This window comes from Ruegeria sp. YKSF131 (assembly GCF_059612645.1).
The window spans coordinates 1-26,505 of record NZ_JBXWQZ010000004.1 but is presented as its reverse complement, the minus strand read 5'-3'; the positions used below and the strand labels follow the sequence as shown (position 1 = coordinate 26,505).

General features: G+C 59.7%; 25 protein-coding genes. 15 read left to right on the top strand and 10 right to left on the bottom strand.

Going from position 1 to position 26,505, the window contains the following annotated elements:
- Nucleotides 1-76 precede the first annotated feature (76 nt).
- A complete protein-coding gene (locus AC2FLZ_RS02615) occupies nucleotides 77-511 on the top strand; it encodes a hypothetical protein (RefSeq protein WP_496881704.1) in 435 nt (144 codons plus the stop codon).
- A gap of 38 nt (nucleotides 512-549) precedes the next feature.
- Here AC2FLZ_RS02615 and AC2FLZ_RS02610 read toward each other — a convergent pair whose 3' ends face one another.
- The 4 genes from AC2FLZ_RS02610 to AC2FLZ_RS02595 all read right to left on the bottom strand — a co-directional run bounded on the left by AC2FLZ_RS02610 (nucleotide 550) and on the right by AC2FLZ_RS02595 (nucleotide 7,096).
- A complete protein-coding gene (locus AC2FLZ_RS02610) occupies nucleotides 550-1,125 on the bottom strand; it encodes a DUF924 family protein (RefSeq protein ID WP_480476775.1) in 576 nt (191 codons plus the stop codon).
- Between the two features lie 109 nt (nucleotides 1,126-1,234).
- Nucleotides 1,235-2,512: an MFS transporter gene (locus tag AC2FLZ_RS02605; protein ID WP_480485322.1), complete on the bottom strand. Its 1,278-nt coding sequence runs from the start codon at nucleotides 2,510-2,512 to the stop codon at nucleotides 1,235-1,237.
- 108 nt (nucleotides 2,513-2,620) lie between these two features.
- Nucleotides 2,621-3,670 carry a tRNA preQ1(34) S-adenosylmethionine ribosyltransferase-isomerase QueA gene (gene queA / locus AC2FLZ_RS02600; protein WP_496881703.1) on the bottom strand — a complete coding sequence of 350 codons (1,050 nt, stop codon included), beginning with the start codon at nucleotides 3,668-3,670 and terminating at the stop codon, nucleotides 2,621-2,623.
- A 42-nt stretch (nucleotides 3,671-3,712) separates the two neighbouring features.
- The gene (locus tag AC2FLZ_RS02595) at nucleotides 3,713-7,096 is read right to left on the bottom strand and encodes a YhdP family protein (RefSeq protein ID WP_496881702.1); all 3,384 of its coding nucleotides are present in this window, start codon (nucleotides 7,094-7,096) and stop codon (nucleotides 3,713-3,715) included.
- 68 nt (nucleotides 7,097-7,164) lie between these two features.
- Between AC2FLZ_RS02595 and AC2FLZ_RS02590 the strand changes: the two genes are divergently transcribed.
- From AC2FLZ_RS02590 to AC2FLZ_RS02560, 7 genes are all read left to right on the top strand, one after another.
- Entirely contained in the window at nucleotides 7,165-7,626 is a 462-nt protein-coding gene (locus AC2FLZ_RS02590; protein ID WP_480492993.1) for a peroxiredoxin, read from the top strand.
- Nucleotides 7,627-7,715: 89 nt separating this feature from the next.
- The gene (locus tag AC2FLZ_RS02585) at nucleotides 7,716-8,534 is read left to right on the top strand and encodes a ferritin-like domain-containing protein (RefSeq protein WP_480517766.1); all 819 of its coding nucleotides are present in this window, start codon (nucleotides 7,716-7,718) and stop codon (nucleotides 8,532-8,534) included.
- A 173-nt stretch (nucleotides 8,535-8,707) separates the two neighbouring features.
- On the top strand, nucleotides 8,708-10,039 hold the full coding sequence (locus tag AC2FLZ_RS02580; protein ID WP_496881701.1) for a DUF5930 domain-containing protein: 1,332 nt from the start codon (nucleotides 8,708-8,710) through the stop codon (nucleotides 10,037-10,039).
- Nucleotides 10,029-10,529 (top strand): bactofilin family protein, encoded by a 501-nt coding sequence (locus AC2FLZ_RS02575; RefSeq protein ID WP_209596778.1) that lies wholly within the window; start codon nucleotides 10,029-10,031, stop codon nucleotides 10,527-10,529. Before AC2FLZ_RS02580 ends, AC2FLZ_RS02575 begins: the two co-directional genes overlap by 11 nt.
- Nucleotides 10,530-10,647: 118 nt before the next feature.
- Nucleotides 10,648-11,469, top strand: a complete 822-nt coding sequence (locus tag AC2FLZ_RS02570; protein WP_480492991.1) for a M90 family metallopeptidase — start codon at nucleotides 10,648-10,650, stop codon at nucleotides 11,467-11,469.
- 102 nt (nucleotides 11,470-11,571) lie between these two features.
- A complete protein-coding gene (gene aqpZ / locus AC2FLZ_RS02565; protein ID WP_496808714.1) occupies nucleotides 11,572-12,261 on the top strand; it encodes an aquaporin Z in 690 nt (229 codons plus the stop codon).
- A 98-nt stretch (nucleotides 12,262-12,359) separates the two neighbouring features.
- A complete protein-coding gene (locus AC2FLZ_RS02560; protein WP_496881700.1) occupies nucleotides 12,360-13,202 on the top strand; it encodes an alpha/beta fold hydrolase in 843 nt (280 codons plus the stop codon).
- 41 nt (nucleotides 13,203-13,243) lie between these two features.
- Here AC2FLZ_RS02560 and AC2FLZ_RS02555 read toward each other — a convergent pair whose 3' ends face one another.
- Together AC2FLZ_RS02555 and AC2FLZ_RS02550 are read right to left on the bottom strand one after the other, a co-directional pair.
- Nucleotides 13,244-13,801: a peptidylprolyl isomerase gene (locus AC2FLZ_RS02555; RefSeq protein ID WP_480504760.1), complete on the bottom strand. Its 558-nt coding sequence runs from the start codon at nucleotides 13,799-13,801 to the stop codon at nucleotides 13,244-13,246.
- Nucleotides 13,794-14,300, bottom strand: a complete 507-nt coding sequence (locus AC2FLZ_RS02550) for a peptidylprolyl isomerase (RefSeq protein ID WP_209503601.1) — start codon at nucleotides 14,298-14,300, stop codon at nucleotides 13,794-13,796. The genes AC2FLZ_RS02555 and AC2FLZ_RS02550 overlap by 8 nt, the downstream gene beginning before the upstream one ends.
- Nucleotides 14,301-14,433: 133 nt before the next feature.
- Here AC2FLZ_RS02550 and AC2FLZ_RS02545 point away from each other — a divergent pair, with 133 nt between their 5' ends.
- The 6 genes from AC2FLZ_RS02545 to AC2FLZ_RS02520 all read left to right on the top strand — a co-directional run bounded on the left by AC2FLZ_RS02545 (nucleotide 14,434) and on the right by AC2FLZ_RS02520 (nucleotide 20,348).
- Nucleotides 14,434-15,624: a phosphoglycerate kinase gene (locus AC2FLZ_RS02545; protein WP_496714780.1), complete on the top strand. Its 1,191-nt coding sequence runs from the start codon at nucleotides 14,434-14,436 to the stop codon at nucleotides 15,622-15,624.
- A 72-nt stretch (nucleotides 15,625-15,696) separates the two neighbouring features.
- Nucleotides 15,697-16,041 (top strand): lysozyme inhibitor LprI family protein, encoded by a 345-nt coding sequence (locus tag AC2FLZ_RS02540; protein WP_480553771.1) that lies wholly within the window; start codon nucleotides 15,697-15,699, stop codon nucleotides 16,039-16,041.
- A gap of 141 nt (nucleotides 16,042-16,182) precedes the next feature.
- Nucleotides 16,183-16,482, top strand: coding sequence for an FtsB family cell division protein (locus tag AC2FLZ_RS02535; protein WP_209503595.1), 300 nt, complete (start codon nucleotides 16,183-16,185; stop codon nucleotides 16,480-16,482).
- Nucleotides 16,483-16,641: 159 nt separating this feature from the next.
- Nucleotides 16,642-17,631: a pyruvate dehydrogenase (acetyl-transferring) E1 component subunit alpha gene (gene pdhA, locus AC2FLZ_RS02530; protein WP_209503593.1), complete on the top strand. Its 990-nt coding sequence runs from the start codon at nucleotides 16,642-16,644 to the stop codon at nucleotides 17,629-17,631.
- 15 nt (nucleotides 17,632-17,646) lie between these two features.
- Nucleotides 17,647-19,020 (top strand): pyruvate dehydrogenase complex E1 component subunit beta, encoded by a 1,374-nt coding sequence (locus AC2FLZ_RS02525; RefSeq protein ID WP_480553772.1) that lies wholly within the window; start codon nucleotides 17,647-17,649, stop codon nucleotides 19,018-19,020.
- 14 nt (nucleotides 19,021-19,034) lie between these two features.
- Complete coding sequence (locus AC2FLZ_RS02520; RefSeq protein WP_480553773.1) at nucleotides 19,035-20,348, top strand: pyruvate dehydrogenase complex dihydrolipoamide acetyltransferase; 1,314 nt, start codon at nucleotides 19,035-19,037, stop codon at nucleotides 20,346-20,348.
- A gap of 72 nt (nucleotides 20,349-20,420) precedes the next feature.
- Here AC2FLZ_RS02520 and cysE read toward each other — a convergent pair whose 3' ends face one another.
- Nucleotides 20,421-21,230, bottom strand: coding sequence for a serine O-acetyltransferase (gene cysE, locus AC2FLZ_RS02515; RefSeq protein ID WP_480621950.1), 810 nt, complete (start codon nucleotides 21,228-21,230; stop codon nucleotides 20,421-20,423).
- Between the two features lie 27 nt (nucleotides 21,231-21,257).
- On the opposite strand from cysE, the gene AC2FLZ_RS02510 reads away from it, so the two are divergent.
- Nucleotides 21,258-21,653 (top strand): TraR/DksA family transcriptional regulator, encoded by a 396-nt coding sequence (locus AC2FLZ_RS02510; protein WP_480896735.1) that lies wholly within the window; start codon nucleotides 21,258-21,260, stop codon nucleotides 21,651-21,653.
- Here AC2FLZ_RS02510 and AC2FLZ_RS02505 read toward each other — a convergent pair.
- Genes AC2FLZ_RS02505 through AC2FLZ_RS02495 form a run of 3 tightly spaced genes read right to left on the bottom strand, consistent with a single transcriptional unit; the run spans nucleotide 21,634 to nucleotide 26,479 of the window.
- Entirely contained in the window at nucleotides 21,634-21,930 is a 297-nt protein-coding gene (locus AC2FLZ_RS02505) for a DUF7742 family protein (protein WP_496881699.1), read from the bottom strand. The genes AC2FLZ_RS02510 and AC2FLZ_RS02505 overlap by 20 nt on opposite strands.
- A gap of 8 nt (nucleotides 21,931-21,938) precedes the next feature.
- Nucleotides 21,939-26,039 (bottom strand): baseplate multidomain protein megatron, encoded by a 4,101-nt coding sequence (locus AC2FLZ_RS02500; protein WP_496881698.1) that lies wholly within the window; start codon nucleotides 26,037-26,039, stop codon nucleotides 21,939-21,941.
- Nucleotides 26,039-26,479 (bottom strand): C40 family peptidase, encoded by a 441-nt coding sequence (locus tag AC2FLZ_RS02495; protein WP_496881734.1) that lies wholly within the window; start codon nucleotides 26,477-26,479, stop codon nucleotides 26,039-26,041. Before AC2FLZ_RS02495 ends, AC2FLZ_RS02500 begins: the two co-directional genes overlap by 1 nt.
- Between the last annotated feature and the right edge of the window lie 26 nt (nucleotides 26,480-26,505).

Here is a 26,505-nt window from a genome sequence, read left to right as displayed (position 1 = left end):
GCCATGCAATGGCTAGAAAAGAAACGCCGACACCGGTCGGACCTATTCTTTTCTCAACCCATTCAAGGGGCTGACCATGGCCAAAACTCTGAAAGATCTGCTGCTTGCCCTGCTCAATGCCACATTGATACTTGTTGCGCTGTGCCTGTTTCTGGGCTGGAAACTGGCGTCCAAAGCCGAAAACATCACTGCTGAAGTCTCGCAAACGGTTCAGGCCTTGGCCCCCATCCGGGATGAGGCGAAGGGCATTCGGGACGAGCTTGCGGCGTTGCGGACTGATTTGGCGGCGCTTTCAAAGCAAGACACGTTTGCAGACAGCCAAGCCGCGCAAAACCTCCGGGCAACGCTGGGGCGCCTGAATGCAGCAGAACAGAAGCTGCAAACGGTTCAGGAGCGGATTTCGGAACTGGCTGACACGCCAGAAATGCTGATTGCGCAGGCGATCCAAACCGGCGCCGATATCGCAGCGGAACGCGTTTTGGCATTGCGGGGATGCACACCTGAGTCATAAAGCGCAGCCGTGACCAAAGAGCGGTTGCGGCTTCGCGTTCAGCCCGTAGCTTGTAGTTCGCGCACGGTCGTGCCGTACCCGCCCATATCGACATAGGCAGTTTCATGCGGAGTCGAGCTGCGGGACAGCGCCGCGTTCCGATACGGGAAACGACCGAACTTGCGGATCACCTCGCGATGCGCTCTGGCGTGCAGCAGGTTGCTTGCGTCGCTGCTCATGTTTTGGCAGATCAGACGCACACAGCGTTCCTGATCGCACAGGTTTTCCGAGTGCATCATCGGCAGGTAAAAGAACTGTCTGGCTGGTTCGTCGATCTTCTTGTCCCAGCCTTTGTCGACTGCGCATTTCGCCGCCGCCAATGCCGCACGATCGGTCGAGAAGGCACGCGCCTCACCTCGGAACATGTTACGCGGGAACTGATCTGTCAGGATGATATAGGCCAGCGCCCCGCTGGGATAAGTCAGCCAGAGCGAAAACCGACCCGCTGCCGCTGCTTCCCAAGTTGACTGAAACCGCGCCCGAATGTCTGCGTCCAGCGCCTCATTTTCAATATACCAGCCCTTAGGGCCAACTTCATCTAACCAAAAACTCAATACTTCTTCAGGCGTTACCATTGCCTCAAACTCCGTCAATTGCCCGCGCCCCAGACGTAACGTCATTTAAGTCCCTTTTACAGAACTGTTACAGTAACATATTGCAACACAACCGACATAATTTCGTGTCTCAAGCGGTTTCGCGCGCACCTTCTTCGAACTCTGCTTCTGCCGCCTCTATGGCAACTTCCTGTGCAACCTCGAATGCAACGGGCGATGCAGTGGGATAAAGCGTCGACATGGTGCCGGTTTCATCAACAGGAACTGCTGCACGCTGGGTCATCCGGTAGACCGAATAGGCGGCCAATGCGACAAGCAACACGGCAATGATCAGGAAAAAGCCCGGCGGGCCAAAGACTGCGTCACCCATCAGCCAGCCTGTGATAACGGGTCCGGTAATTGCCCCAAGGCCGTTGATGAAGATCAGACCACCGGATGCCGCGGCCATATCCTCGTATTCCAGAAAATCGTTGGTGTGCGCAATCAGCAATGAATACAAAGGGTTGGTCATTCCGCCGATCACAAAAGCAGACGCCAGGAGGATTTCGAAGGAAAAGCCATAAAGCATACCACTGACGGCGCCAACTGCTCCGGTTGCCGCGACCAACAGGATCAGGAAACGCCTGTCCATCCGGTCGGAAAACCAGCCCAGCGGGTATTGCAGGACAATTGCCCCAACATAGAACGCCGCCACAAATGCCGAGATCTCAACCAAGGACAGACCGGCCTGGGCCCCGTAAACCGCAGACATCCCGAATTGCGCCGAGAACACGCCGCCTAGCAGGAACATGCCGACACACCCCAGCGGAGAGCTTTTCATCAATTCCCGCAACGTCATCGGCTTGGTAGTATCGAATGCCGGCGTTGGCGAAATTGACAGCAAAATCGGTGCGAAAGATACCGAAACAAGGATCGAGGCGATCACGAATGTTTCGTATCCGGCAGGGTCGCCCAACAGGAAAAGGCCCTGCGCGCCGATGATACCCAACATCTGAACGATCATGTAAAGCGACAGGGCCTGACCGCGGTTTTCATTATTGGCTGCGTTGTTGAGCCAGCTTTCCGCAGTGACGTAAACGCCCGAAAAACAGAACCCGATCACTACGCGTCCCAGAACCCAGGCAATCGGGTCTGCCAGCATCGGATACATGATCATCACGGCAGAAATGAAAGACGCCAGCGCCGCGAAGACCCGCACATGACCAACACGCCGGATCATCTCGGGCGCAAGCCGTGAACCACCCAGAAAACCAACAAAATATGCTGACATTACAAAAGACATCTCAAGGGTCGAAAACCCCTCGAGTTGTCCGCGAACACCCAGGATCGTGCCCTGAAGGCCGTTTCCGACCATCAGCAACCCCATGCCGAGCAACAATGCCCATGCGCTGGACAGAACCTGAATCATTTGGGCCTCCGATAGGTGCCAAGCTGGTTTGAGTTTTGTTCTGCGATCAAAGACCGCTTCCATCGCGCTTGTCTACGACATTCCCTGTCGGTGATGCCGTATGCGCGCCTATCCGGGGATCAAAAGCGACGCATCGCCATAAGAAAAGAACCGGTATTTCTGCGCGATGGCATGGGCGTAAACCTCGCGCATCCGGTCCTGACCCATCAACGCCGAAACCAGCATCAACAACGTGGATTTCGGCAGATGAAAATTTGTCATCAGCGCATCGGTCACGTGAAACCGGAAACCGGGATAGATGAAGATATCGGTGTCACCTTCCCACGGTTCGATCGTGCCCGAACGCGCAGCACTTTCGATCAGGCGCAAGGCGGTGGTGCCCACCGGGATGACACGCCCGCCCGCAACTTTTGTCGCCTGTATCTCGGCAACAGCCTCGGCGCCAACCTGCCCCCATTCGGCGTGCATCTTGTGGGTTGTCACATCCTCGACCTTGACCGGCAGGAAGGTTCCGGCGCCAACATGCAGGGTCACATGTGTGACGGCGACACCCCGTTTCGACAAAGCCTGCATCAGGGCATCGTCAAAATGCAACGAGGCGGTCGGGGCTGCCACCGCACCGGACCTGCGGGCCCAGATGGTCTGATAATCCGTCTTGTCCTGCTCGTCCGCCGGACGTTTGGCGGCGATATAGGGCGGCAGCGGCATCGCACCGGCCTGATCCAGCGCCTTGTCGAAATCCTGACCACTGAGATTGAAGCGCAAGTAGGCCTGCCCGTCTTCCACCCGATCCAGCGTCGCGCTCAGATCGGCCGAAAACACGATCTCTTCCCCCGGCTTCACTTTCTTCAATGGCTTGATCAGCGCAGACCAGGTGCCATCGGCCTGCGGGTCCAGCAGAGTGGCCTCGACCCCGGCGGAAACCGGGCCTTGCGCGCTGTCTCTGTGGCGCCGCCCGTTCAGGCGCGCCGGGATAACGCGCGTGTCGTTCAGCACCAGCCGGTCGCCCGGCCGCAGGAAATCGGGCAGGTCGAACACGTGGCTGTCCACTGTGGCACCCCCCCGCGCCACAAGAAGGCGCGCAGAGGATCGCGGGCTGGCAGGCCGCGTGGCAATCAGGTCGTCGGGCAGGTCGAAATCAAAATCGCTGAGCTTCATGACCGCGCCTTACAACCCCACAAAAGATTCGGCTATATCCCGTCAGCGGTCACTGGGAGGAGAACCAAATGTCGGTTTCGGCTCGTCAGGTTCCACCGGCGCAGCATTGGGGCCGTCCGAGACCTTTGGCGCAGGCTGACGCAACAGATCACGCAAAAACAAGGGCGCCAGACCGGACAGAGGGTTCACCGCGACTTTGGGCGAGGATATCGGCCCGGTCAGCGTGTAATTGAATCCGATGACACCTTCGCCCTTGCGGGTAAACACGCTGCCAACGGCATTGAGAAGGTAAATCGGTGAAATCGCCCCCCGCAGGTTCAGCAGGCTGTTCACGGTGTCGATTGTTCCATCAAACGAAAGCCCCATTGACGGGCCAACAGCGCTGCCACTCAGCACTTTGATGTCGGTGGGCGATATCCTCATGCGGCTGTCAATCGCCGAAAAGAAGATCCCCTGCCCGGCCATCTCGTCCAGCAGGCCAACAAGGCTGATCGCGTTCAGGATCGCGGCCATGGCCGGGGCATCGGTGATCCGGGTATTAACGATTTTCAGGATGACGTCGTAACTGCCGGGCTCAGCCACCGGTTCAAGCTTGAGGTCCAGATCACCGCCACGCGCCTGTGTCAGAACGCCGGCCGATCGCAAAACGGCCCCCGCGTCTTTCGACGTCAGGTCAACGGCGCTTCGATTTCCCCGTGGGGTCACTTGACCGGCAACAGCCGCACCGCCGTTCACCCGCGCTGTGAAGGTGCCATTTACGCCGCCGGTTGTCTGGAACGCCCCCCGGAAACCTGTCAGTGCAACAGTTTCGGTAACCTGAAGACGGTCCAGTGCCACGTCCAGTTTCGGCCCCGGGGCACCGCCGCCGCCCGATCCGCCGCTTTCCCCGAAGTTTGCAGACCCCATGTTCAGCACACCGCCAAGGACGCGGATATCCGGGACAGCGGCTCCCCGCCCGATCAGTTCCGCCGGAACCGCAAGCCAGTCCCCCAGATCGAACGAGCTGAACTGGACACGGTCATATTCACCGTTTTCGTGAAAGGAAATGGATGCGGTTGTGCGCAGTCCCGCTGCATTGATCCGCAGGTCGTCCACTTTCAGCTGCGCGCCCAACGTCGCGTCCGCAGTCAGTGATCCTGTGGTGTTTACCTCTTTGCGCCAACCGAGTTCAGGGATGGCTAGCGCCACGCCCTGAAGGTCCGAAACAACAGACAGTTTCGGAGGTGCCCCAGCGCCCAGACCCAGCGTAATATCAGCAACCCCTTTGCCCGTCAGCATCCCCGGCGGCAGGCCAGCCTTGATCTCATCCATCAGACGCGGGGACAGTTCGATCTGGCCGGTGAAGGTGCTGCGCTGTTCGGTTTCGCCGTCAATGGGCTGCTGCCAAAGCGCCTCAAGCGGAACATCGCCGAACTGTCCCAGCCCTTGAATCTGGACACCCGACTGATTGCCGGAAATATCCAGCATCGGGGCACTTATGGAAAATCCCGGCACCAGACGGTCACTGGACAGATTGGCCAGCGTTCCGATAAAGTGAAATTCGGTATCCTGAAACTTCAGCTCTTTTATCAACGGCAAGGACAGCGTTCCGGTCAACGCAACCGTGCCTTTGGCAACGTCAACGGGCAAACCGGCCTTGCTCAGCAATTCCAGCGGCGGCCGGTCCAGCAGCGACAACGCAGAAGTCACGCTGCCCTTTGCCTGAATACGGGCGATGCCGGGTGCGGATTTCTTGATATCCGTGTCAGGTATGATGAAGGACGTCCCCGCGGCATCCACACTCCCCCCGTCATCGGCGAACACCAGCCCCTGCTGCGCGGTGACCGTAAACCGGCTGTCGATCAGACTGGCCTGACCCTGTGCATCTTCGATCGGCGGCAGCGTCTTGGCAAAGCGAACTTTGGCCTGCTCGAACCCAAAATCAAGATACAGATCCGGTTTGGAACCGGGTTCCAGACGCAGGGCAAAATCCATGTCCGACAAAACCCCCTGATAGAGGTTTTCCGTCACCCATTCCCGTGGCTTGGGTGCCAGACGCTCCGGCCAGTAGCTCAGAACATTGTCCGAGCTCATCTGATCCAGATGGGCATCCAGCGCCACAGCCCAGCCATCTGCACGTCCGTGCAAAACACCAAAGGCGCGCACGGTGTGGCCCGGATCCTCGATGGTCATCTGGCCAAGGCGCAACTGGAACGGGTTGAACGCCATCTTGAAATCCAGGCTGGCGCGCGACAGCTGAATCGGCTCCGGGAACAGGTTCGCCGGGTTCACATTGATCCCGGACAAGCGCAACTGTGTCTCCAGACTGTCCAGCACACCATCTTCAGCCCCTTGCAGAAACGCCTTTCCATCGGCCTGAACTGTGCCCCAGGCCGACACCACCGACACCTCATTGAAGTCCAGCATCTGGGCGTTCGGGTCATAGGTGAAATATGTACGGGCAGATTCGAACGGGACAGGGCGTGTTTCCGGGTTGGGCTGCACCGCCCCGGCCCCCAGATTGAGGGTTGCGAACACGGTTCCTGTTGCCCCGTTTTCATCGACACTGCCCCGCAAAGCCCCTGAAATCGGTGCGCGCAGAACCTGCAACCAGGCAAGGGCCGGGCTTTGGCCTGCTATATCCTCGGCCGGAAGATCGGTGACCGAGATGCCAAAGCTGGCGGCAGGCGTGCCCAGTACGCTGGTATAGTTGGCCTCGATACTGCTGACATAGTCACGCCCCGACAGAACCGAAAACCCGGTTGCAAGCCGCACTTCGTTATCACTGCGGTTCGCCTGAATATGCCCACCGTCCAGAACCCACGACCGCCCCTGCCGCAGGTCGCGGTAATCCAGCGTAATCGCATCAAGTTCGACCGAGGTCAGCGCCGACAGTATCGGAGATTGAAAGACCTCGTCCGAGGTCTCGATCAGCTGTGCAAGGTCCGGCGCTTCCTGAACCGGCGCGCTGCCCGATCCCACGGTCAGGGTCAGCGCCCCGTCCTGATCGCGGGTCATGGCGATCTGCGCGCCACTCAGAATGATGCGCTTGGGCCGGACCTGACCGCGCAGCAAGGGGCGCATGGCCAGGCTGGCGCGCATATCGGATACCTGCGCAATCTGCTGGCCCGCCGCGTCACTGATGGCAACATCGGTCAGCCGCAGACGGGGTCGCCAGCCTTCGTGAATGATGAAACTGACGTCTCCAAACCGGATTTGCAGCCCGCCCAGCGCCCGTTCCAGCCGGGCTTCGACCCTATCGCGCAGCCAGACCGGCGCGTGCATTCTCTGTCCCACGACCATGAAACCGGTAAACATCGCCAGAAGCACCAGCACGATGGCCCCACGCATAGCCCACAGACCAGCGGTGCGGCGGCGCGACCGACGGCGCACGGGCTTGCCCGGTTTTGCTTCGTCGTCTTCGTGCTGCTTCAATTTGCTATCCACGCCTTCCAACCCGCACGCGTTGCCCTATGATGAAGGGCAGCCTTTAAAAACCTTTAGCGGAGTTTCCAATGCCCGACGTTTCAGACATCGCCCCCGACTTCACTTTGCCGCGCGACGGCGGTGGCGAGGTGACGCTTTCGGCGTTGCGCGGTGGCACCGTGGTTTTGTTCTTCTATCCCCGTGATGATACGCCGGGCTGCACCAAGGAATCCATCGGTTTCTCAGAGCAGCTTCAGGCGTTTACCGAGGCAGGGGCTCACGTTTTCGGCATTTCGCGGGACAGCGTCGCCAAGCATGACAAGTTTGTCGCCAAACACGGGCTGACCACTCCGCTCTTGTCGGACGAAGGCTCGACCGTCTGCGAGGACTATGGCGTATGGGTTGAAAAGAACATGTATGGCCGGAAATCGATGGGGATCGAGCGATCGACCTTTGTCATTGATAGCGAGGGACGCATTGCCAAGGTCTGGCGCAAGGTCAAGGTGCCCGACCATGTGGATGAGGTGCTGGAAGCGGTGAAGGCGCTCTAAGCCCCCCTCGACCTGCCGCGCCATCCGGTCTATCACCCGCGCTGACATGCCAAAGGCGGAGCAACCCGGTGCCCAAAACACTGACACAGATGGCGACAGAGGTTCTGACAACAGCGGACGGGCGGGCCAAAACCGCCCTGTCCAAAGCCCATGCCGCCGCGTGGTTTACCTCCCGCACGGCCGAGGGTGAGCCGATCGAGATCGGCACCGCATCACCGCCCCTATCCCCCGCGCGCCCGGACAAGCCCGAGCTGTTGTCCCCGCGTGAGGTACCCAAACGGAAACCGGGTACCGAAGCCGGGCGCATTGCCCTGCTGCACGCGGTTGCCCATATCGAGCTGAACGCCGTCGATCTGCACTGGGACATCATCGCGCGTTTTGGCCATGTACCCATGCCCATCGGGTTCTACGATGATTGGGTGAAATGCGCCGAAGAGGAATCGCGCCATTTCGAGATGGTTTGCGATTGTCTGGAACAGATGGGCAGCCACTACGGCGCCCTGCCCGCCCATGCTGGCATGTGGCGCGCTGCCGAGGATACTGCCGAAGATCTGATGGGGCGGCTGGCCGTTGTACCCATGGTGCTTGAGGCGCGCGGGCTGGACGTGACGCCCGGCATGATCGAGATATTCCGCAAGGCCAAGGCCGAACAGGCCATCGCCGCGCTCGAAGTGATCTATGCTGAAGAGGTCGGCCACGTCGCTTACGGCTCAAAATGGTTCCACTTCCTGTGTGGCCGGGAAAACGCCGACCCCAAGGATGTGTTTCACGCGCTGGTCCGGCGGTACTTCCACGGTGTTCTCAAGCCCCCCTTCAACGAAGAAAAACGGGCCGAGGCCGGGTTGCCCCCCGATTTCTACTGGCCCCTGACCGAAGACCTGCCTGCGCCCGGAGACCTCTCGAACTGACACTTTTGCGTTATTTTCGGCAAAATCTCGCCGATCTTTGCGGGATTTCAGCGCCATTTGCACCTGATTGGTCAACAAACTTGCCCGAACGCCGCTGCCGCTTTATGCAATCGGCCCAAGGGACGGCAGGCACTCACGACCGGTTCCGATCTTGGGGATGAAAGGTGGGACGCGTGCGAACACGTCTGGCAATAAAACTGCACTCACTGCTTGAGAGACATTTCCCGGAACGCCGGGTCTTTCTGAAATCCGACACAGACACGAAATTTATCCGGCTCAGTTCGGAAACTCAGGTCGTCGCAGTGGCCGGAGTTGCCGTCATGGTCGGGTGGACAGCGGTTGCGACAGCCATACTGCTGATGGACAGCATCGGGGCCGGGAATTTCCGGGAACAGGCAAAGCGCGATCAGGCCATCTATCAGGAACGCCTGAACACTTTGTCGGCAGAACGCGATGCCCGTGCGCATGAGGCGCTGGCCGCTCAGGACCGGTTCAATGCCGCGCTGGACCAGATTTCCGCGATGCAGTCGGAACTGCTGGCCTCGGAAAACCGTCGCCGCGAGCTTGAGACAGGTATCGAAGTCATCCAGACGACATTGCGCACCACGATGAAACAGCGCGAAGAGGCGCGCTCAGAGCTGGCCCAATTGAAACAGGACACCAGCGGCTCCGATATGTATGCCGCGGTTGCCAGCGCCCCGGTACAGATGGCCTTTATGACCGACGCCTTGGCGCGGACCGCCAAAGAACGCGACCTGATCGCCACCAACGCCCTGGACGCGCTGGAACAGCGGGACGATCTGGAACTGGAAATCCGTCTGATGCAGGAACGCAGCGACGAGATTTTCCGCCAGCTGGAAGAGGCGATGGTCATTTCGGTCGAACCTCTGGACAAGATGTTCCGAGAGGCCGGAATGCCAACAGATCGCATCATCGAAGAGGTCCGGCGCGGATATAGCGGTATGGGCGGTCCGCTGACCCCTTTATCCCTTAGCACACGCGGCGAAGAAGACGAGCTTTCGCCCGAAGAAGTGCGCGCGAACACGTTGCTGCGCCAGATGGATCAGCTGAACCTGTACCGGATTGCAGCGGAAAAGGCCCCCTTTGCCAGCCCGGTCAAAAGCGCGTTTCGCTTTACCAGCGGATATGGTCGCCGCCGCGACCCAAAAACCGGCGGTAGCCGGATGCACAACGGCACGGATTTTGCTGCAGCAACGGGCACCGATATCTTTGCGACCGCTGATGGCGTGGTCACGCATGCCGGTTGGCAATCAGGCTTCGGACGCCTTGTGAAAATCAAGCACGCGTTCGGAATTGAGACACTTTATGCTCATAACACCAAGATCAACGTAAAGGTCGGCCAAAGGGTCTCGCGCGGGGATCATATTGCTGATATGGGTAACACCGGACGGTCCACCGGCACGCATCTGCACTACGAGGTGCGCGTGAACGGAAATCCCGTAAACCCAATGACTTACATCAAGGCTGCGAAAAATGTTTTCTAAAAGCAAAATCAACGAGCCCGCACCCAAAGCACCTGAGGCGGCCAAACCTGCCGCTCCGGCGACCCCAGCGGCTCCTGCTCCGGCTGACGCGAAACCTGCAATGGCACCCAAACCCAAGCCGCCGGCCTCGGTTCTGTCCTCGGATCTGCACATCACCGGCAACATCAAGACCAGCGGTGACATTCAGGTGGAAGGCACTGTCGAAGGCGACATCCGCGCCCATTTGCTGACCATTGGTGAATCGGCAACGATCAAGGGCGAAGTCACCGCAGATGACGTTGTGATCAACGGTCGCATCGTTGGCCGCGTACGTGGCCTCAAGGTTCGCCTGACCTCGACCGCCCGTGTCGAAGGCGACATCATCCACAAGACCATCGCCATTGAAAGCGGCGCGCATTTCGAAGGCTCGGTTCAGCGTCAGGACGATCCCCTGAACCCCGGCCGCAGCGCCAAAGCCGGATCGAACCCGGCGGCAGAAGTCAAACAGTAAGCAGACTGCACTTCATGTCAGGGCGCCGTGGGGAAACCCGTGGCGTCATTTCTTTTGAGTGTCCGGATGATCCGGGATTCCCGTTTTCGTCCCTTTCTGATCGCGCTACAGTCGATCCATGTTGCTTTTTCTGACGGTTGTCGCGCTGATCGCTGGCGCTGCGGCCTTTCACTTCTGGTCGAAACGACAAACCCGCCTGACCTTGCTGGCCAAGTCGCTGTCCCAGCACCAGCGCGATATTGTGAACGCTCAGGTGCCGATTATCCAGAAGCTGCCCAAAGACTTGCGCGGGGCGCTGGAAGGAAAGATCAACCTGTTTCTTGATCAGGTCGATTTCGTCGGCTGCGACGGGCTGGACGTCACCGAAGATATGCAGGTGTCGATTGCCGCGCAAGCCTGTCTGCTCGTGGTGAATACAGACCAGTGGTATGACAACCTGACGACCATTCTGGTTTACCCCGGTGCCTTCAAATCAAAACAGCGCCGCCACAGTGGCTATGTCGTCACCGAACAGGAAATCATCCGCAGCGGGGAAAGCTGGAACCGCGGCCCCGTGATCCTGTCCTGGGCCCATAGCCAGCGCGGTGCCCTGAATGATCACGATGGTCGGAACGTCGTCTTTCACGAGTTCGCGCACCAGCTTGATGACCTCTCGGGCGCAACCAATGGTGTTCCCGTGCTCAGCAATGACCAAAGCTTTGGCGAGTGGGAAACCGCCTTTCTGAACGGTTACAAGACACATGTTCACGCCGTGGAAACCGGGAAACCCACAGTGATCGATCCCTACGGCGCGGAAGGGCACGAAGAATTCTTTGCCGTTTCGGTCGAGGTGTTCTTTGAACGACCACATGCGCTGAGATCCTCTGACCCGGCAATCTATGAACAGCTGTCAAAGCTTTTTCATCTTGATCCCGCTCAATGGCACAGCGGTCCGTTCTGACCCGATTGAGGAAGCTTCGAAAAAAATTCCCCGTTCGCAACAATTTAACATAAGCTAATTCTTGAATTACGGTTAACCTCATTATTGGGCGGAGGATTTTCTATGTCATCGAAACTACTTGCCGAGTTCTTCGGCACGTTCTGGTTGGTTCTGGGGGGCTGCGGCAGTGCCGTTCTGGCGGCAGGCGTAGCTGATGTGGGCATCGGTTGGCTTGGTGTTTCCTTTGCCTTTGGCCTTACCGTTTTGACGATGGCTTACACAGTTGGCCCAATCTCGGGCGGGCATTTCAACCCGGCCGTCAGTTTGGGGCTGATGATTGGCGGACGGTTTCCGGCCAAAGACCTTCTGCCCTACTGGGTCGCACAGGTCGTTGGCGCAATCGCTGCCGCAGTGGTTCTGTACCTGATTGTCAGCGGGGCACCCGATTTCGCAGGTGTCGGAGGGTTCGCGTCAAACGGGTATGGTGAGGCCTCGCCGCAGGGATATTCGTTGATGTCGGCTTTGATCATCGAAGTCGTGATGACGGCTTTCTTCATTCTGATCATTCTGGGCGCGACGTCTGAAAAGGCACCCGCCGGGTTCGCTCCGATTGCCATCGGTCTGGCGCTGACCCTGATCCACCTGATCTCAATCCCGGTGACGAATACCTCCGTCAACCCGGCGCGCTCAACCGGCGTTGCCCTGTTTGCCGACGGCCCGGCTCTGGCTCAGCTCTGGCTGTTCTGGGTGGCCCCCCTGATTGGCGGCGCAATCGGCGCTTTGATATGGAAAGCAATGTCCTCGGATGACTGATCCGCGCGGGAAAGGTAGTTATCCCGTTTTCTGAAAAACACGGTATCCTTCCGCCCAACCTGGCTTGGTCACAGCCTTTAATTCAACGGGAGGATACCATGAAGACATTTTCCATAGCACTTTTCCTAAGCTGCGCTGCGACGGCAGGCTGGGCCGAAGACAAATGGCTGAGCATCCCGCAAGCCCCCCAGATGCCCGCCGCCACCGAAGCGGGCACGGCAGAGATCAACGGCATCGACATGTATTACGCCACGTATGGCGATGCGGGCGGCACCCCGGTTCTGATGATCCACGGCGGGCTTGCCCATGCCGATGTCTGGGCTGCGCAGGTTGCCGACCTGTCGCAGGACCACAGGGTGATTGTGGCGGATACGCGCGGGCATGGACGATCCACAAACGATGGCAGCCCTTATTCTTACGCGTTGTTGTCGCAGGATTATCTGGCGCTTCTGGATCATCTGGGGGTCGATCAGGTGCATCTGGTCGGCTGGTCCGATGGGGCAAATATCGGGTATTCAATCTCGACCACCAACCCGGATCGGCTGGCCAGTCACTTTGCCCATGCAGGCAATGTCACGCTGGACGGGATCGATCCTTCGGTGGAAACCAACGAGGTGTTTGGCACTTACGTGGGCATGATGGCCCAAGATTATGCGGCCATGTCCCCCACTCCTGACGGGTTCGAGGCATTTCTTGGTGGGGTTGCCGCCATGTGGGGCACCGAAAAACCCGGTGGGCTCGGGGCGCTGTCATCGATCACCGTCCCGACACTCGTGGTTCAAAGCGCACATGACGAGGCCATTCTGATGGCGCATTCACAAGCAATTGCTGACGCGATCCCCGAAGCCAAATTGCTTGTTCTGGAAGATGTCAGTCACTTCGCATCTTTTCAGGATCCCGTTGACTATACCCGTGCCATCCGTGATTTCATCGACAAATAGGCCAAAGAAAAAGCCCGGCGCTTGAGCCGGGCTAAATCATCTTATTCGGTAACGGTGACTTTTTTCATCATATCCGGTGCACCGATGATCGCACCATTCTGACCTTCGCCCCGCTTGATCGCGTCGACCACATCCATACCGTCGGTCACCTGACCAACCACGGTATACTGGCCGTCCAGAAATGGGCCGGGGGCGAACATGATGAAGAACTGCGAGTTGGCCGAATCCGGATCGCTGGACCGGGCCATGCCGACCACACCCCTGTCAAAACTCACGTCCGAGAACTCGGCCGGCAGGTCCGCGCGATCAGACCCGCCGCGCCCGGCATAACGCATGTCGAAGCCGTCCGCGCCCGAGTTGCCGTATTGCACGTCGCCGGTCTGCGCCATGAAGCCATCGATCACGCGGTGAAACACGACGCCATCGTACTGACCGTCAGCAGCCAGCGCGGTGATCTGTTCCACATGCTGGGGTGCCACATCTTCGAACAGGTCGATCGAGATTGTGCCATTGGCCCCTTCCCCTTCGACCTCAATCTGCAAACCGCTGGCCAGCGCCGGGCTTGCCAGCAAGGCAAAAGCCGCAGCCAGTTTATGCATCTGCGGCCACCTTGACGCTGATCATGCGGTCCGGGCTCGCAGGCGGCTCGCCGCGTACGATGGCGTCCACATGCTCCATCCCGTCGATAACCCGGCCATAGACCGTGTACTGACCATTCAGGAAGTGATTGTCCTTGAAGTTGATGAAGAACTGCGAGTTGGCCGAATCCGGGTTCTGAGAGCGCGCCGCACCCAGCGTGCCGCGATCATGGGGCAGCTTGGAAAACTCTGCCGGAACATTCGGCAGCGACGAACCGCCGGTGCCCGCCATGCGCAGGTTGAACCCGTCTTCCATATCGCCATGCTGCACGTCGCCGGTTTGCGCCATGAAACCGTCGATCACACGGTGAAACGCCACGTTGTCATATTCACCGCCACGGGCCAGTTCCTTCATCCGCGCACTGTGCAGAGGCGCTACATCCGGCAGCAGCTCGATGACGACATTGCCGCCTTTCAGCTCGATGATGATTGTGTTTTCGGGGTCTTTGATCTCGGCCATGAGGCCCTCCTGTCGTTTATCTTGCGCAAATACCTATGACGCACGCGTGCGAATGCCAAGTGACGCATTGACCTGAGGGCAAAATGCAGGAAAAGAACCGCCTAAATCGGTTGCCAATGACAAGGATCGCACAATGGGCTGGAAAACACTGGACGATATGGACCTGAACGGCAAACGCGTGCTGGTGCGTGTGGATATCAACGTGCCCGTGGTTGACGGTGTTGTGACCGACGCCACCCGTATCCAAAGGATCGTCCCTTCGGTACGCGATATTCTGGCCGCTGGCGGCAAACCGATCCTTCTGGCTCATTTTGGCCGTCCCGGTGGCGAACGGCGTGAAAGCCTGTCACTGAAACAACTGGTCCCGACATTGGCAAGCGCTTTTGGCGCCAAGGTTCTGTTTGCTGCCGATTGCGTCGGGGCCGAGGCGGAACTGGCCGCCAGTGCCTTGCAACCCGGCCAGGTCCTGTTGCTCGAAAACACGCGCTTTCACGCAGCCGAAACCAAAAATGACGCCGATCTGGCCGCTGGGATGGCCAAGCTGGGCGATGTCTATTGCAACGATGCGTTTTCAGCCGCGCACCGCGCCCACAGCTCGACCGAGGCTATCGCCCGTCTGCTGCCGGCCTGTGCGGGCCGTCTGATGCAGGCCGAGTTGCAGGCGCTGGAAAGCGCGCTGGGTGCACCCAAGCGCCCGGTAACGGCGGTTGTTGGCGGCGCCAAGGTCTCGACCAAGCTGGAACTGCTGGGTAACCTGATCGACAAGGTCGATTATCTGGTGATCGGTGGTGGTATGGCGAACACATTCCTTGTCGCCCAAGGCATCAGCGTTGGCAAATCTCTGGCTGAAACCGCAATGAAGGACACCGCCGCCGAAATTCTGGCCAAGGCCGAAAGCTCGGGCTGCCAGATCGTCCTGCCGCGTGATGTTATGGTGGCTGAAAAATTCGAGGCCAACGCACCCCACAAGGTTCTGCCCGCCGATCAATGCCCTGCGGATGGCATGATCCTGGACGCGGGCCCTGAAAGCGTCGCAGCGATTACCACGATTTTCGACAAAAGCCAAACCCTGATCTGGAACGGCCCGCTGGGCGCGTTCGAGCTGGAGCCGTTCGACGCGGCCACCAATGCCGCGGCCCTGAAAGCCGCAGCCCTCAGCCGTTCGGGTCAGCTGATTTCGGTCGCGGGTGGCGGTGACACGGTTGCGGCGCTGAACGCGTCGGGTGCGGCCAAGGATTTCACCTATATCTCGACCGCAGGTGGTGCATTCCTTGAATGGATGGAAGGCAAAACCCTGCCCGGTGTCGCTGCGCTGGAACAATAGGCAGCACTGATCGCATTTGGCCGCTTGTCACGGTTCATGGTATTATCCCCTATTTGAACGGGGGATTATGTCATGAGGTCATTATACCTGCTCATCCTTCTCGCGATGCCGTGGCCTGCAACAGCACAATCCAGTTGCGGTGGCCAGACACAGCTTGACGCAAATTTCTGTGCCAAGGAGCAATGGGAAGCCGTTGACCGCAACCTCAACCGGTTATGGAAACAGATCAAGCCGGTCGCTGATGCGCGTGGCAACGGCGATGCCCTTCTGGCGGAACAACGTGCGTGGCTAAAGACACGGGACGCCACTTGCGACAAGGAACTGTCCGGCGGCGGCAGCGCTGCGCCCATGTTCTACTGGACCTGTATGAAAGAGCAGACGCTTGCAAGAAATCAGCAGCTTCAGTCCTGGCGCTGAGCTTTAACCGGGACGCACACGAAATACTGATGAAAAAACCGAATCAGGGGATTCACAACCCGAATCGCCTGTGACATAGTGCGATCAGAGGCTCGGAAAGAGCCCGTTATTGAGGCAAGTTTTCATACGGCGGTAAACAGAGTGTCCCGTTCCCATCGGCCCGGTTTGGGTGCAGTTCTCTTCTTCTCGGTGGCTTTCATGCTGGGTGTGTATTTCACCTTCGCCGCCGTTCAGGGGGATTACGGCCTGTTTCGGCGGGTCGAAATTGCGGCGGAACGGGACGCTCTGTCACGCAGTCTGGAAAAACTGAATGTCGAAATCGCCGAGATGGAAAACCTGACACGGCGTCTGTCCGACACCTATCTGGATCTGGACCTGCTGGATCAGCAGGCGCGCTCGGTTCTGGGCATGATCCGGTCGGACGAAATTGTGATCCGCTGATCAACGACCCTTTTCAGAAAAGGCAACTCAGGCCCGGCGTTTCGGCCAGGATGCGCCGTGCCGAACGCTGCGTCACATTTCCCCTCGCCAGAAAGCCTCAAATGCTTTATGAGATAGTTTAACGCTAAACTATCTGTCCGAAAGGGGGAGATCGCCACGATGGCTGCGCGAAAAACCACAAAGAAACCAAATGTTTCTGCGGAAGAACTCCAGACATACTACCGCGAGATGCTGCTGATCCGCCGATTCGAGGAAAAGGCCGGTCAGCTTTATGGCATGGGCCTGATCGGCGGGTTCTGCCACCTTTATATCGGACAAGAGGCCGTTGTTGTCGGGCTTGAGGCCGCTGCAGAGGAAGGCGACAAGCGCATCACCTCGTATCGCGACCACGGTCACATGCTGGCCTGTGGCATGGATCCGGGCGGCGTGATGGCCGAACTGACCGGGCGCATCGGTGGCCTGTCCAAGGGCAAGGGCGGCTCGATGCACATGTTCTCGAAAGAAAAGCATTTCTACGGCGGGCATGGTATCGTCGGCGCGCAGGTTCCGCTGGGCGCGGGGCTGGCTTTTGCTGACAAGTACAAGGAAAACGGCCGCGTTACCTTCACCTATTTCGGGGACGGTGCCGCGAACCAGGGTCAGGTGTATGAGACCTTCAACATGGCGGCCATCTGGGGCTTGCCGGTGATTTTCGTGATCGAGAACAACCAATACGCCATGGGCACCGCTCAGTCCCGTTCGACCTCGACCAAAGACATCTTCCATCGCGGCGAAGCGTTCGGCATTCCGGGCGAGATCGTCAACGGCATGGATGTGCTGGCGGTCAAAGAAGCAGGCGAAAAGGCTGTCGCGCACTGCCGCGCGGGCAAAGGCCCCTATATCCTGGAAATCAAGACCTACCGCTATCGCGGCCACTCGATGTCCGACCCGGCCAAGTACCGGACCCGCGAAGAGGTTCAGAAGGTCCGCGAACAAAGCGACCCGATCGAACACGTGCGCGAGTTGCTGCTGACCGGAAAGCACGCGACCGAGGATGACCTGAAAGCGATCGACAAGGAAATCAAGGAGATCGTCAATCAGGCCGCCGAATTCTCGAAAGAAAGCCCCGAGCCTTCGGTCGAAGAGCTCTGGACTGACATTTACGCCTGAGAGGACGAATAAGACATGGCAACCGAAATTCTCATGCCCGCCCTTTCCCCCACGATGGAAGAGGGCACGCTGGCCAAATGGCTGGTCAAGGAAGGCGACACCGTATCCTCGGGCGACATCATGGCCGAGATTGAAACCGACAAGGCAACGATGGAGTTCGAAGCCGTCGATGAAGGCATCGTCGGCAAGATCCTGATCGCCGAGGGCACCGAAGGGGTCAAGGTGAACACCCCCATCGCGGTGCTGGTCGAAGAAGGCGAAGACGCCTCTGCCCTGCCCGCAGCAGCCCCCGCAGCGGCAGCGGCGCCCGAGGCCACCCCCGCAGCAGCCCCGGCCCCGGCTCCTGCCGCAGCAGCCCCCGCGGCTCCAGCGGTGGACCTGTCACCCGACTGGCCCGCGGATGCTGAAATGAAATCCGAAACCGTGCGCGAAGCCTTGCGTGATGCAATGGCCGAGGAAATGCGCGGCGATGAAAACGTCTATCTGATGGGCGAGGAAGTCGCTGAATATCAGGGGGCCTATAAAATCTCGCAAGGTCTGCTGGATGAATTTGGCTCCAAACGCGTGATCGACACCCCGATCACCGAACACGGGTTTGCCGGTATCGCGGTGGGTTCGGCCTTTGGCGGTCTGAAACCGATTGTCGAATTCATGACCTTCAACTTCGCCATGCAGGCGATTGACCAGATCATCAACTCTGCGGCCAAAACGCTCTATATGTCCGGTGGTCAGATGGGTTGCCCCATCGTGTTCCGGGGGCCCAACGGGGCCGCGGCCCGCGTGGCCGCACAGCACAGCCAGGACTATGCCGCGTGGTACATGCAGATCCCCGGTCTGAAGGTCGTCATGCCCTATTCAGCCGCTGATGCCAAAGGTCTGCTGAAATCGGCCATCCGCGATCCCAACCCGGTTGTGTTCCTGGAAAACGAAATCCTCTACGGCCGCTCTTTCGAAGTGCCGCAGGTGGATGACCTGACCATTCCGCTGGGCAAGGCCCGCATCTGGCGCGAGGGCTCGGACGTGACCATCGTCAGCTTTGGCATCGGCATGCAATACGCGCTGGAAGCTGCCGACAAGCTGGCCGAAGACGGCATCAGCGCCGAAGTGATCGACCTGCGCACCATCCGCCCGATGGACACTGGCGCCATCATCAACTCGGTGATGAAGACCAACCGTCTGGTGACAGTGGAAGAAGGCTGGCCGCAGGGGTCCGTCGGCAGCTACATCAGTTCGGTCGTGATGCAGGAGGCGTTTGATTACCTCGACGCACCGGTCATCAACTGCACCGGCAAGGACGTTCCGATGCCCTATGCCGCCAATCTCGAAAAGCTGGCCCTGATCACCACCGATGAGGTGATCGCCGCCGTCAAACAAGTGACCTACCGGTAAGGAGCGACAGACAGATGCCTACAGAAATTCTGATGCCCGCCCTGTCCCCGACGATGGAGGAAGGCACGCTCGCCAAATGGCTGGTCAAGGAAGGCGACACCGTCTCCTCCGGTGACCTGCTGGCCGAGATCGAAACCGACAAGGCCACGATGGAGTTCGAGGCCGTTGACGAAGGCACCATCGGCAAGATCCTGATCCCCGAGGGGACCGAAGGGGTCAAGGTCAACACCGCCATCGCGGTTCTGCTGGAAGATGGCGAAAGCGCCGATGACATTGGCACGGCCCCGGCTGCAGCCACGGCGGCTGCCCCCGCAGCCGTCGCGGGCAACGAGGCTGCCGCGCCAGCGGCACCCGAGGCGGCCGCCCCTGCCCCGGCCGCTCCGGCCAAGGCTGATGGTGGTCGGATTTTTGCCTCGCCTCTGGCCCGCCGGATTGCTGCGCAAAAAGGTCTCGACCTGACGCAGATTGCCGGTTCCGGCCCGCATGGTCGCATCGTCAAGGTTGATGTTGAAGGCGCAACTGCCACCGCTCCGGCAGCAGCTCCTGCCACTGCTCCCGCCGCCGCCGCGCCCGCAGCTGCCCCAGCAGCTCCGTCTGGTCCATCGGCGGATATGGTCGCGCGGATGTACGAAGGCCGCCCGTACGAGGAAATCAAGCTCGACGGTATGCGCAAAACCATCGCCGCACGTCTGGGCGAGGCCAAACAGACCATTCCGCATTTCTACCTGCGCCGCGATATCAAGCTTGATGCGCTGCTGAAATTCCGTGGTCAGTTGAACAAGCAACTCGAAGGCCGCGGCGTCAAGCTAAGCGTCAATGACTTCATCATCAAGGCTGTCGCCAACGCGTTGCAGCAGGTTCCGGCTTGTAATGCCGTCTGGGCAGGTGACCGGGTGCTGCAACTGAAACCGTCAGATGTGGCTGTTGCCGTCGCAATCGAAGGCGGGTTGTTCACGCCGGTCCTGCAAGATGCTGACATGAAATCCCTGTCAGCCCTTTCGACCGAGATGAAAGACCTTGCCGCCCGCGCACGCGAACGCAAGCTGGCTCCGCATGAATATCAGGGCGGCACCTTTGCCATCTCGAACCTGGGCATGTTCGGCATCGACAATTTCGACGCCATCGTGAACCCTCCCCATGCCGGTATTCTGGCCGTCGGCACCGGCGTCAAGAAACCGGTTGTCGGGGATGATGGCGAGCTGACCGTGGCAACGGTGATGTCTGTCACCATGTCCGTTGATCACCGGGTCATCGACGGCGCGCTGGGGGCCGAGCTGCTCAAGGCCATTGTCGACAATCTGGAAAACCCGATGGTCATGCTGGCGTAAGCCATACCGACCTCGCGAAAAAAAAGGCCGCCTCGAATATCGAGGCGGCCTTTTTTGTTATTTCAAATCAACCTACTGATCTTTGCCCAGCATGTGATCCATCGAGATCGACGGCTGATCGCATCCGGCCTCGCCCACGATCTTGGCCGGGATACCGGCAACGGTCTTGCACGGCGGAACGTCCTGCAACACCACCGAACCGGCGGCGATACGGCTGCAATGGCCGACCTTGATGTTACCCAGAACCTTTGCCCCGGCCCCGATCAGAACACCATCTCCGATTTTGGGATGGCGGTCTTCCTCCTCCTTGCCGGTTCCGCCCAGCGTCACCGAATGCAGCATCGACACGTTGTCTCCGACCACGGCGGTTTCACCGATGACGATGGAATGGGCGTGGTCGATCATGATCCCCTTGCCGATCCTCGCGGCCGGGTGAATATCGATGCCGAATATCTCCGACGATCGCATCTGGAAGAAATAGGCCAGATCAAAACGCCCCTTGCGCCACAGCCAGTGCGCCACGCGATAGGCCTGCATGGCCTGATAGCCCTTGAAATACAGGATCGGCTGCAACAACCGATGGCAGGCCGGATCACGCTCATAAACCGCCATCAGATCGGCGCGGGCGGCTTCCAGCAATCCGGAATCGTTTGCATAGGCCTCGTCCACGATCTCACGCAGAACCATCATCGACATTTCGTTCGAACACAGCTTGGCCGCGATCCGATAGGACAGTGCACGCTCAAGGCTGCGGTGATGCAGAATACAGGCGTGTACAAGCCCGCCCATAAGCGGCTCCGTCTCGACGGCTGCTTGGGCTTCGGATGTGATACGGTTCCAGACCGGATCGACCGGTGTCACAGGGCTGCGTTTTTCAAACATAGCTTTTGATCCTTTGCTGCGCCTAGAATGCCATTTAGTGGCAAAAAGGCCAAACGCAAACCCGTGATCCGCGATACAACGAAAATGAATGAGTCTGAACGCGCATATTTTGAAACACGAATTCGCGAGCGTCTGGCCGAACTGAATCAATTGTCCGCATCAGGCCAACAGGCTCAGGCCGTTGTTGAGCTGGATCAGCAGGCGGTTGGTCGGCTCAGCCGCATGGATGCGCTGCAAAACCAGGCGATGGCAAAGGCGCAACAGGTGAATCGCAATGTTGAAACCCGCCGCCTTCAGGCCGCGCTTATGCGGCTGGACGAGGGGGAGTACGGGTATTGCGAGGATTGTGGCGACCGTATTCCCGATGGACGATTGTCTCTGGATCTGGCCGCCAGCAAATGTGTCAGCTGCGCGACCGGGTGATCAGAAACTCGGCAAGATGGTGCAAAACCGTCGAAAAACACTGACAATATTGCAAATCGTCAAACCCCGGCTCGTCCGCCAGCACCCTGTTGCGCGCAACCGCCATCAACGATCCGTTGCCGTAAACCGGATGCAGCCGACCCGTGCGCGCGCGGTGATTGTCGGCCAGTTCCGCTTCATGGATCATCCGGGCGCATAAGCGGGTCCGCTCGGTCGGTGGCGCCGCCAACAAGGCGCGCGCCGCGGCACTTACATCACCATGCAAAACCGGTCGCATCAGGCCGCTTATCCGACAACCAAACGCGCCATCGCACCGGGGCCGTAAATGGCCGACACCTGCGCAATCCCGACCTCATATGACCCGGTCAGACCATCTGCCGCCTTCATCGCCGCCGAATAGGACCAGCCCTGAAGGGATGTCATCTCTTCACGAACAAGGGTTCCCCCCGCAAAGGCACGCACGAGATAGGATTCGCTTTCCTCGCCCAGTGGAACCTCCAGCCCTGACCAGTCATCCCCATCCAACCGGGTGCGCCGCACCCAGGTCAGGTGATCGCCGGTTGCGTCGGATCGCACCCGGAGGTGAACCGGGGAAAACGGGCGCAAACCATTGCCATCGAATGAGGCGATCAGGTGCTGGTAAGCCGGATCGTCGTAACCACGGGTCGCCGGGCCGATGCGATAGTGTTTGGCCAGCCCCCGCTCGTTGCGCAACAGGTTGATCTGCTGCACCTGATCGTTCAGCAACACGAAAAGGGACCCGTCCGGCCAGACATCCGGCATCAGGGCATCCGACCCCAACTGGCCCCTCAACCGCCCGGACAACGCGTAAACGCCGGGGGAGTCAAGCGTGGCATCCGAGAACTGGAAAACCTCCCAGTTGCCGGGTGTTCCGTCGCCGATGGCCGCCAGATTGACACCGTTCAGAACCGCGCCACGCGGACGCGATTCCAGCTGACCGGCCAACAGCCGCACCTTCACCGCTGGGCCTTCGTCCCAGACGCCGATGCTGGCGCGCCTCAGCGGTGTTTCGGTCACGCCCACAATGGCCTCACCGGTGATCACATCACTCAGGCTGTACCCCTCATCGGTTGAGGAGGAATAAACCGTCGCGGCCCCCGGCCAGGGATCAGCGGTCACCGCAAGATAAGGTGCATGCGGGATCTCTGCCCCGGTGATCATCGGCAGGTCCAGAAACACCGGCAACACTGGAACGGGCGCGGCATAGGGCCTGACAACCGCCGGGTCGTCGCGCAGGTGCGATGCCTTGTACACACCTTGTTCAACCCGGACCGCTTCGACCAGTTGCAGATCGGCCGATTCCAGACGGTCAATCCGGTAAAGGGGGCTGTTTTCGGTTTCTGACAACCGCACCAAATCACCTGCGCCCAGATGCAGCAGTGATGGCGGCAAGGCAAACCGCACCGTATCGCGGGAAACACGGGCCTCACTCAACCAGCGCTCAGCCGTTTGCCGACCTTCGGTGCGTGTCATGGACAGCGGCATCTCATTGACCGAGACCGAATGCGTGCTGTCCTCGGGCAGAACCGCCTCTTCCGCAACCAGATCGTGATCCGCATCCGACTGGACAAAACGCAGGCGCACGCGGCCCGTCATCTCGGCCTCGGCTTCACGCCGGTGTTCAACCGTGCCATCCAGATCACCGCTGATCGCCAGATGATCGGGATTCAGGGCAATCGCGCCATAGCCATCGCGCATCTGAAAGCGCAAGATGCCGTTCCGTTCGATCGCGTCGAACCCATAGCGCATCATCAGCGGCTGCAAAGCCGACCGCGCATTTGTCACATCTTCGAAGACATATCCCCGAACCACGCCATAAAGCCCGGAAACATCGATATCCGTCACCCCTGCCGCGTGGCATATCTCAGTCACGACCGAGGCCAGCGTCCGCGAGCCGGACCGGCCGTTCAGCCAATGCCCCCGGTCATAGTTCGCCCCATCATCCCATTGGCTTCGCAGATTGGGAAAGGTCGGAAACGGGCGGGTATCCCACGCCCAGACATAGGCATTCGCCAAATCCAGCATTGGCCCGCCGTAGACTTGCGACACCGGGTTGACGTCCGGGTCGCTCCAATATCCAAGGGTCGCTGCAAGGTACTGGACCTGAATAAAATCGTCGCGCAGACCGTTTGAATATGCAGGCAGCAGCGACTCAGACGATTTCAGGTCCAGAAACTTGTTCGGCTGGTTCGTGCCCTTGTCGATTGCCGCACATCCCAACTCGGTAAACCAGATCGGCTTTGATCCGGGCACCCAGTCGGTCGGATTGGGTTGACGAACGCCACCGATCCGCTCGTGGTGCAGATTTGACCACCAGCCGCGCAGGTCCTTGTACCGCCAGACCCATGGCTCATCATGCTCCTGATCTTCGATGGGCGTTCTGATCTGTGCCTCGGCCTCTTCCGGCGAGGCATAATACCAGTCATACCCCTCGCCCCCCTCGATATTGCTGCGCAGATACCCAAGGTCGTAGACCGACGGCGCACCTTCCTCGGCGTCTACGTGACTTTCGCCATCACGCCAGTCAGACAACGGCATGTAATTGTCGATGCCAATGAAATCGGTGTTGTCATCCGCCCATAACGGGTCGAGGTGAAAATACCTGTCTCCGCTTCCGTCGGGCTGGTATCCGAAATACTCGCTCCAATCCGCCGCATAGCCGATCTTGGTGTCCGGACCCAGAATCTGGCGCACCTCTGCCGCCAGCGCACTCAGTTGCGCAACGGCAGGAAACCCCGAGGCCCCCCGGATCTGAGTCAGGCCACGCATCTCGGATGAGATACAGAAGGACGACACTCCACCAGCCGCCTTGCACAACATGGCATAGTGCAGAATGAACCGTCGCAGGCCCCATTCCTGCGGGCCAGAATATTTGACGATTTTCGTGGCCCGAACGGGACCATTGCCAAGCAAGCCGCCAAACGTGCCACCACCGTTTAGCCATTGCAGATCGCCAAGCCCGCGATCATCCGGCCGCCCGCCAAGCAACGGGCCCGAGCCACTGCCGCCGCCCGAGCCTACCGGGTCGTCAAAGCCTTCGTTGATCGTAAAATCCGCAGCACTTGCTGTCCCAAAGAACGCGGCCACCTGCGCGTCCGCCGCAGCGGTCTGATCAGCAGACCCCGCGCGCCCCGGTGCCACATCCAGCGTGATCCGTCCCCGCCAAGGCAGATGGGGCTGGCTTGCGGCCTCCGACCAGGGGTCCGGCAGCCCGTTTCCCTGCAATTGCTCCATCAGGATGAACGGGTAGAACATGACCCGCTTACCCGACTGGTTGAGGTGACGGATCGCTTCGACCACCGCCGGGTCTGCGGGTGTTCCGCCATAGACCGGGCGACCATCCTGCCGCGCGACCTGGCCCGCCGTGCTTCGGACCTGATCCGACACGATCCAGGGCATGTTGCGGCTGTCCGTGTCGCTCTGTTCGACCTTGGGCCGGATCCTGCATGTGCCGCATCTCAGATCGTCACCGAACCAAGAAACCACCAACGAGGCCGCATCGCAATTTGGCAGCTCGGTCTCCAGCGCACGGGTCGAGCTCACAAGATCCGATACACCGGACGCAGAATGCACATTGGCCGCCCAGCTTGACCCGGATTGCGTATAATTCACCTGCGAACGGGCCAGCGCATACTCGCCCGTGCCCGGTATCATCGCCACCCCGCGCACGATTTGCGGCAAGGAGCTTGGGTAATCAGGCATGTCGCGCTGCGCGGGGCGCACCACCTCGAACGAGAACTGCGGCACCCGGTTGCCAAAACTCGCAAGCTGGAAATCCTCGATCACCACATAGGCTGTACCGCGATAGGCTGGTACCGTGCCCGCCCCTTCGATTGCTTCGATCAGGGGATCGGGCAACTGATCCTGCGTGCCGTGATAGATGCGCATGTTCAGCCCGGATCGGTCCTGTTCTTCCCCGTCTGCCCAGATGCGCCCGACATCGGCAATCTCGCCTGCACCAACGGCAATGGCCAGCGAAATCGAATAGCTGTAGCTGACGGTGGTCACTTCGGGGGCCTTGGGTTTGCCTTTACCCCCGCCTCCGCCGCCCTGCGTTTCCCGGGTCTCGGTCTCAAGAAAGTCCGACGCCCAGATGACCTGACCGCCAACGCGCATACGCCCAAAGACAGTGGTCACCGGCGCGCCCTCGCCGGTTTCCGTCAGCCTGAACCGGTCCATGCGGCCTGTTTCGACGACTTCGCTGCCACTGCCCATAACGGACTGGCTGAAGAACCTCTGATCGATGACCCGCCCGACCGTTGCGCCAATGGCCCGGCCTATGATCGCGGTGGACAGGCCCGCAACGGTGCCACCGATTGACCCGCCCAGCGCCGCCCCGGCTGCGGAAAGAAGAATAGTAGCCATCAGAGCACCTCCAACGGGAATTCGAAACAGGAAACAACCCTGCGACGCCATGGCCCGCTCAGCGCGTTCTCGACGACGCCATGACCGGAATAGGCGTGAATGAACCTCGGCTCAGAGCCTGCGACGCTGACGATGCCAAGATGTTTGGCCACGCTGCCATCGCGCATCCGGAACAGCAGCACATCTGCGACCGCGAAATCGGCGGCCGGTTTTTCGACCAGATGCCGCCGCGCCGCCGCCCACATGCGTTCCTCGCCCTGCGGTTCGGACCAGTCCAGACTGTAGACCGGAACCGCCTCGGGCTCCTGCCCGATCACGGCGCGCCAGACGCCGCGCAGCAGGCCCAGACAATCCGTGCCCGCCCCCTTGGTCGAGGCCTGATGCACATAAGGCGTCCCCAACCAGCTGCGCGCTTCTGCGACAATATCCTGCCTGTGTATCGTCACCTCAGGCTCCCTCCGCTGTT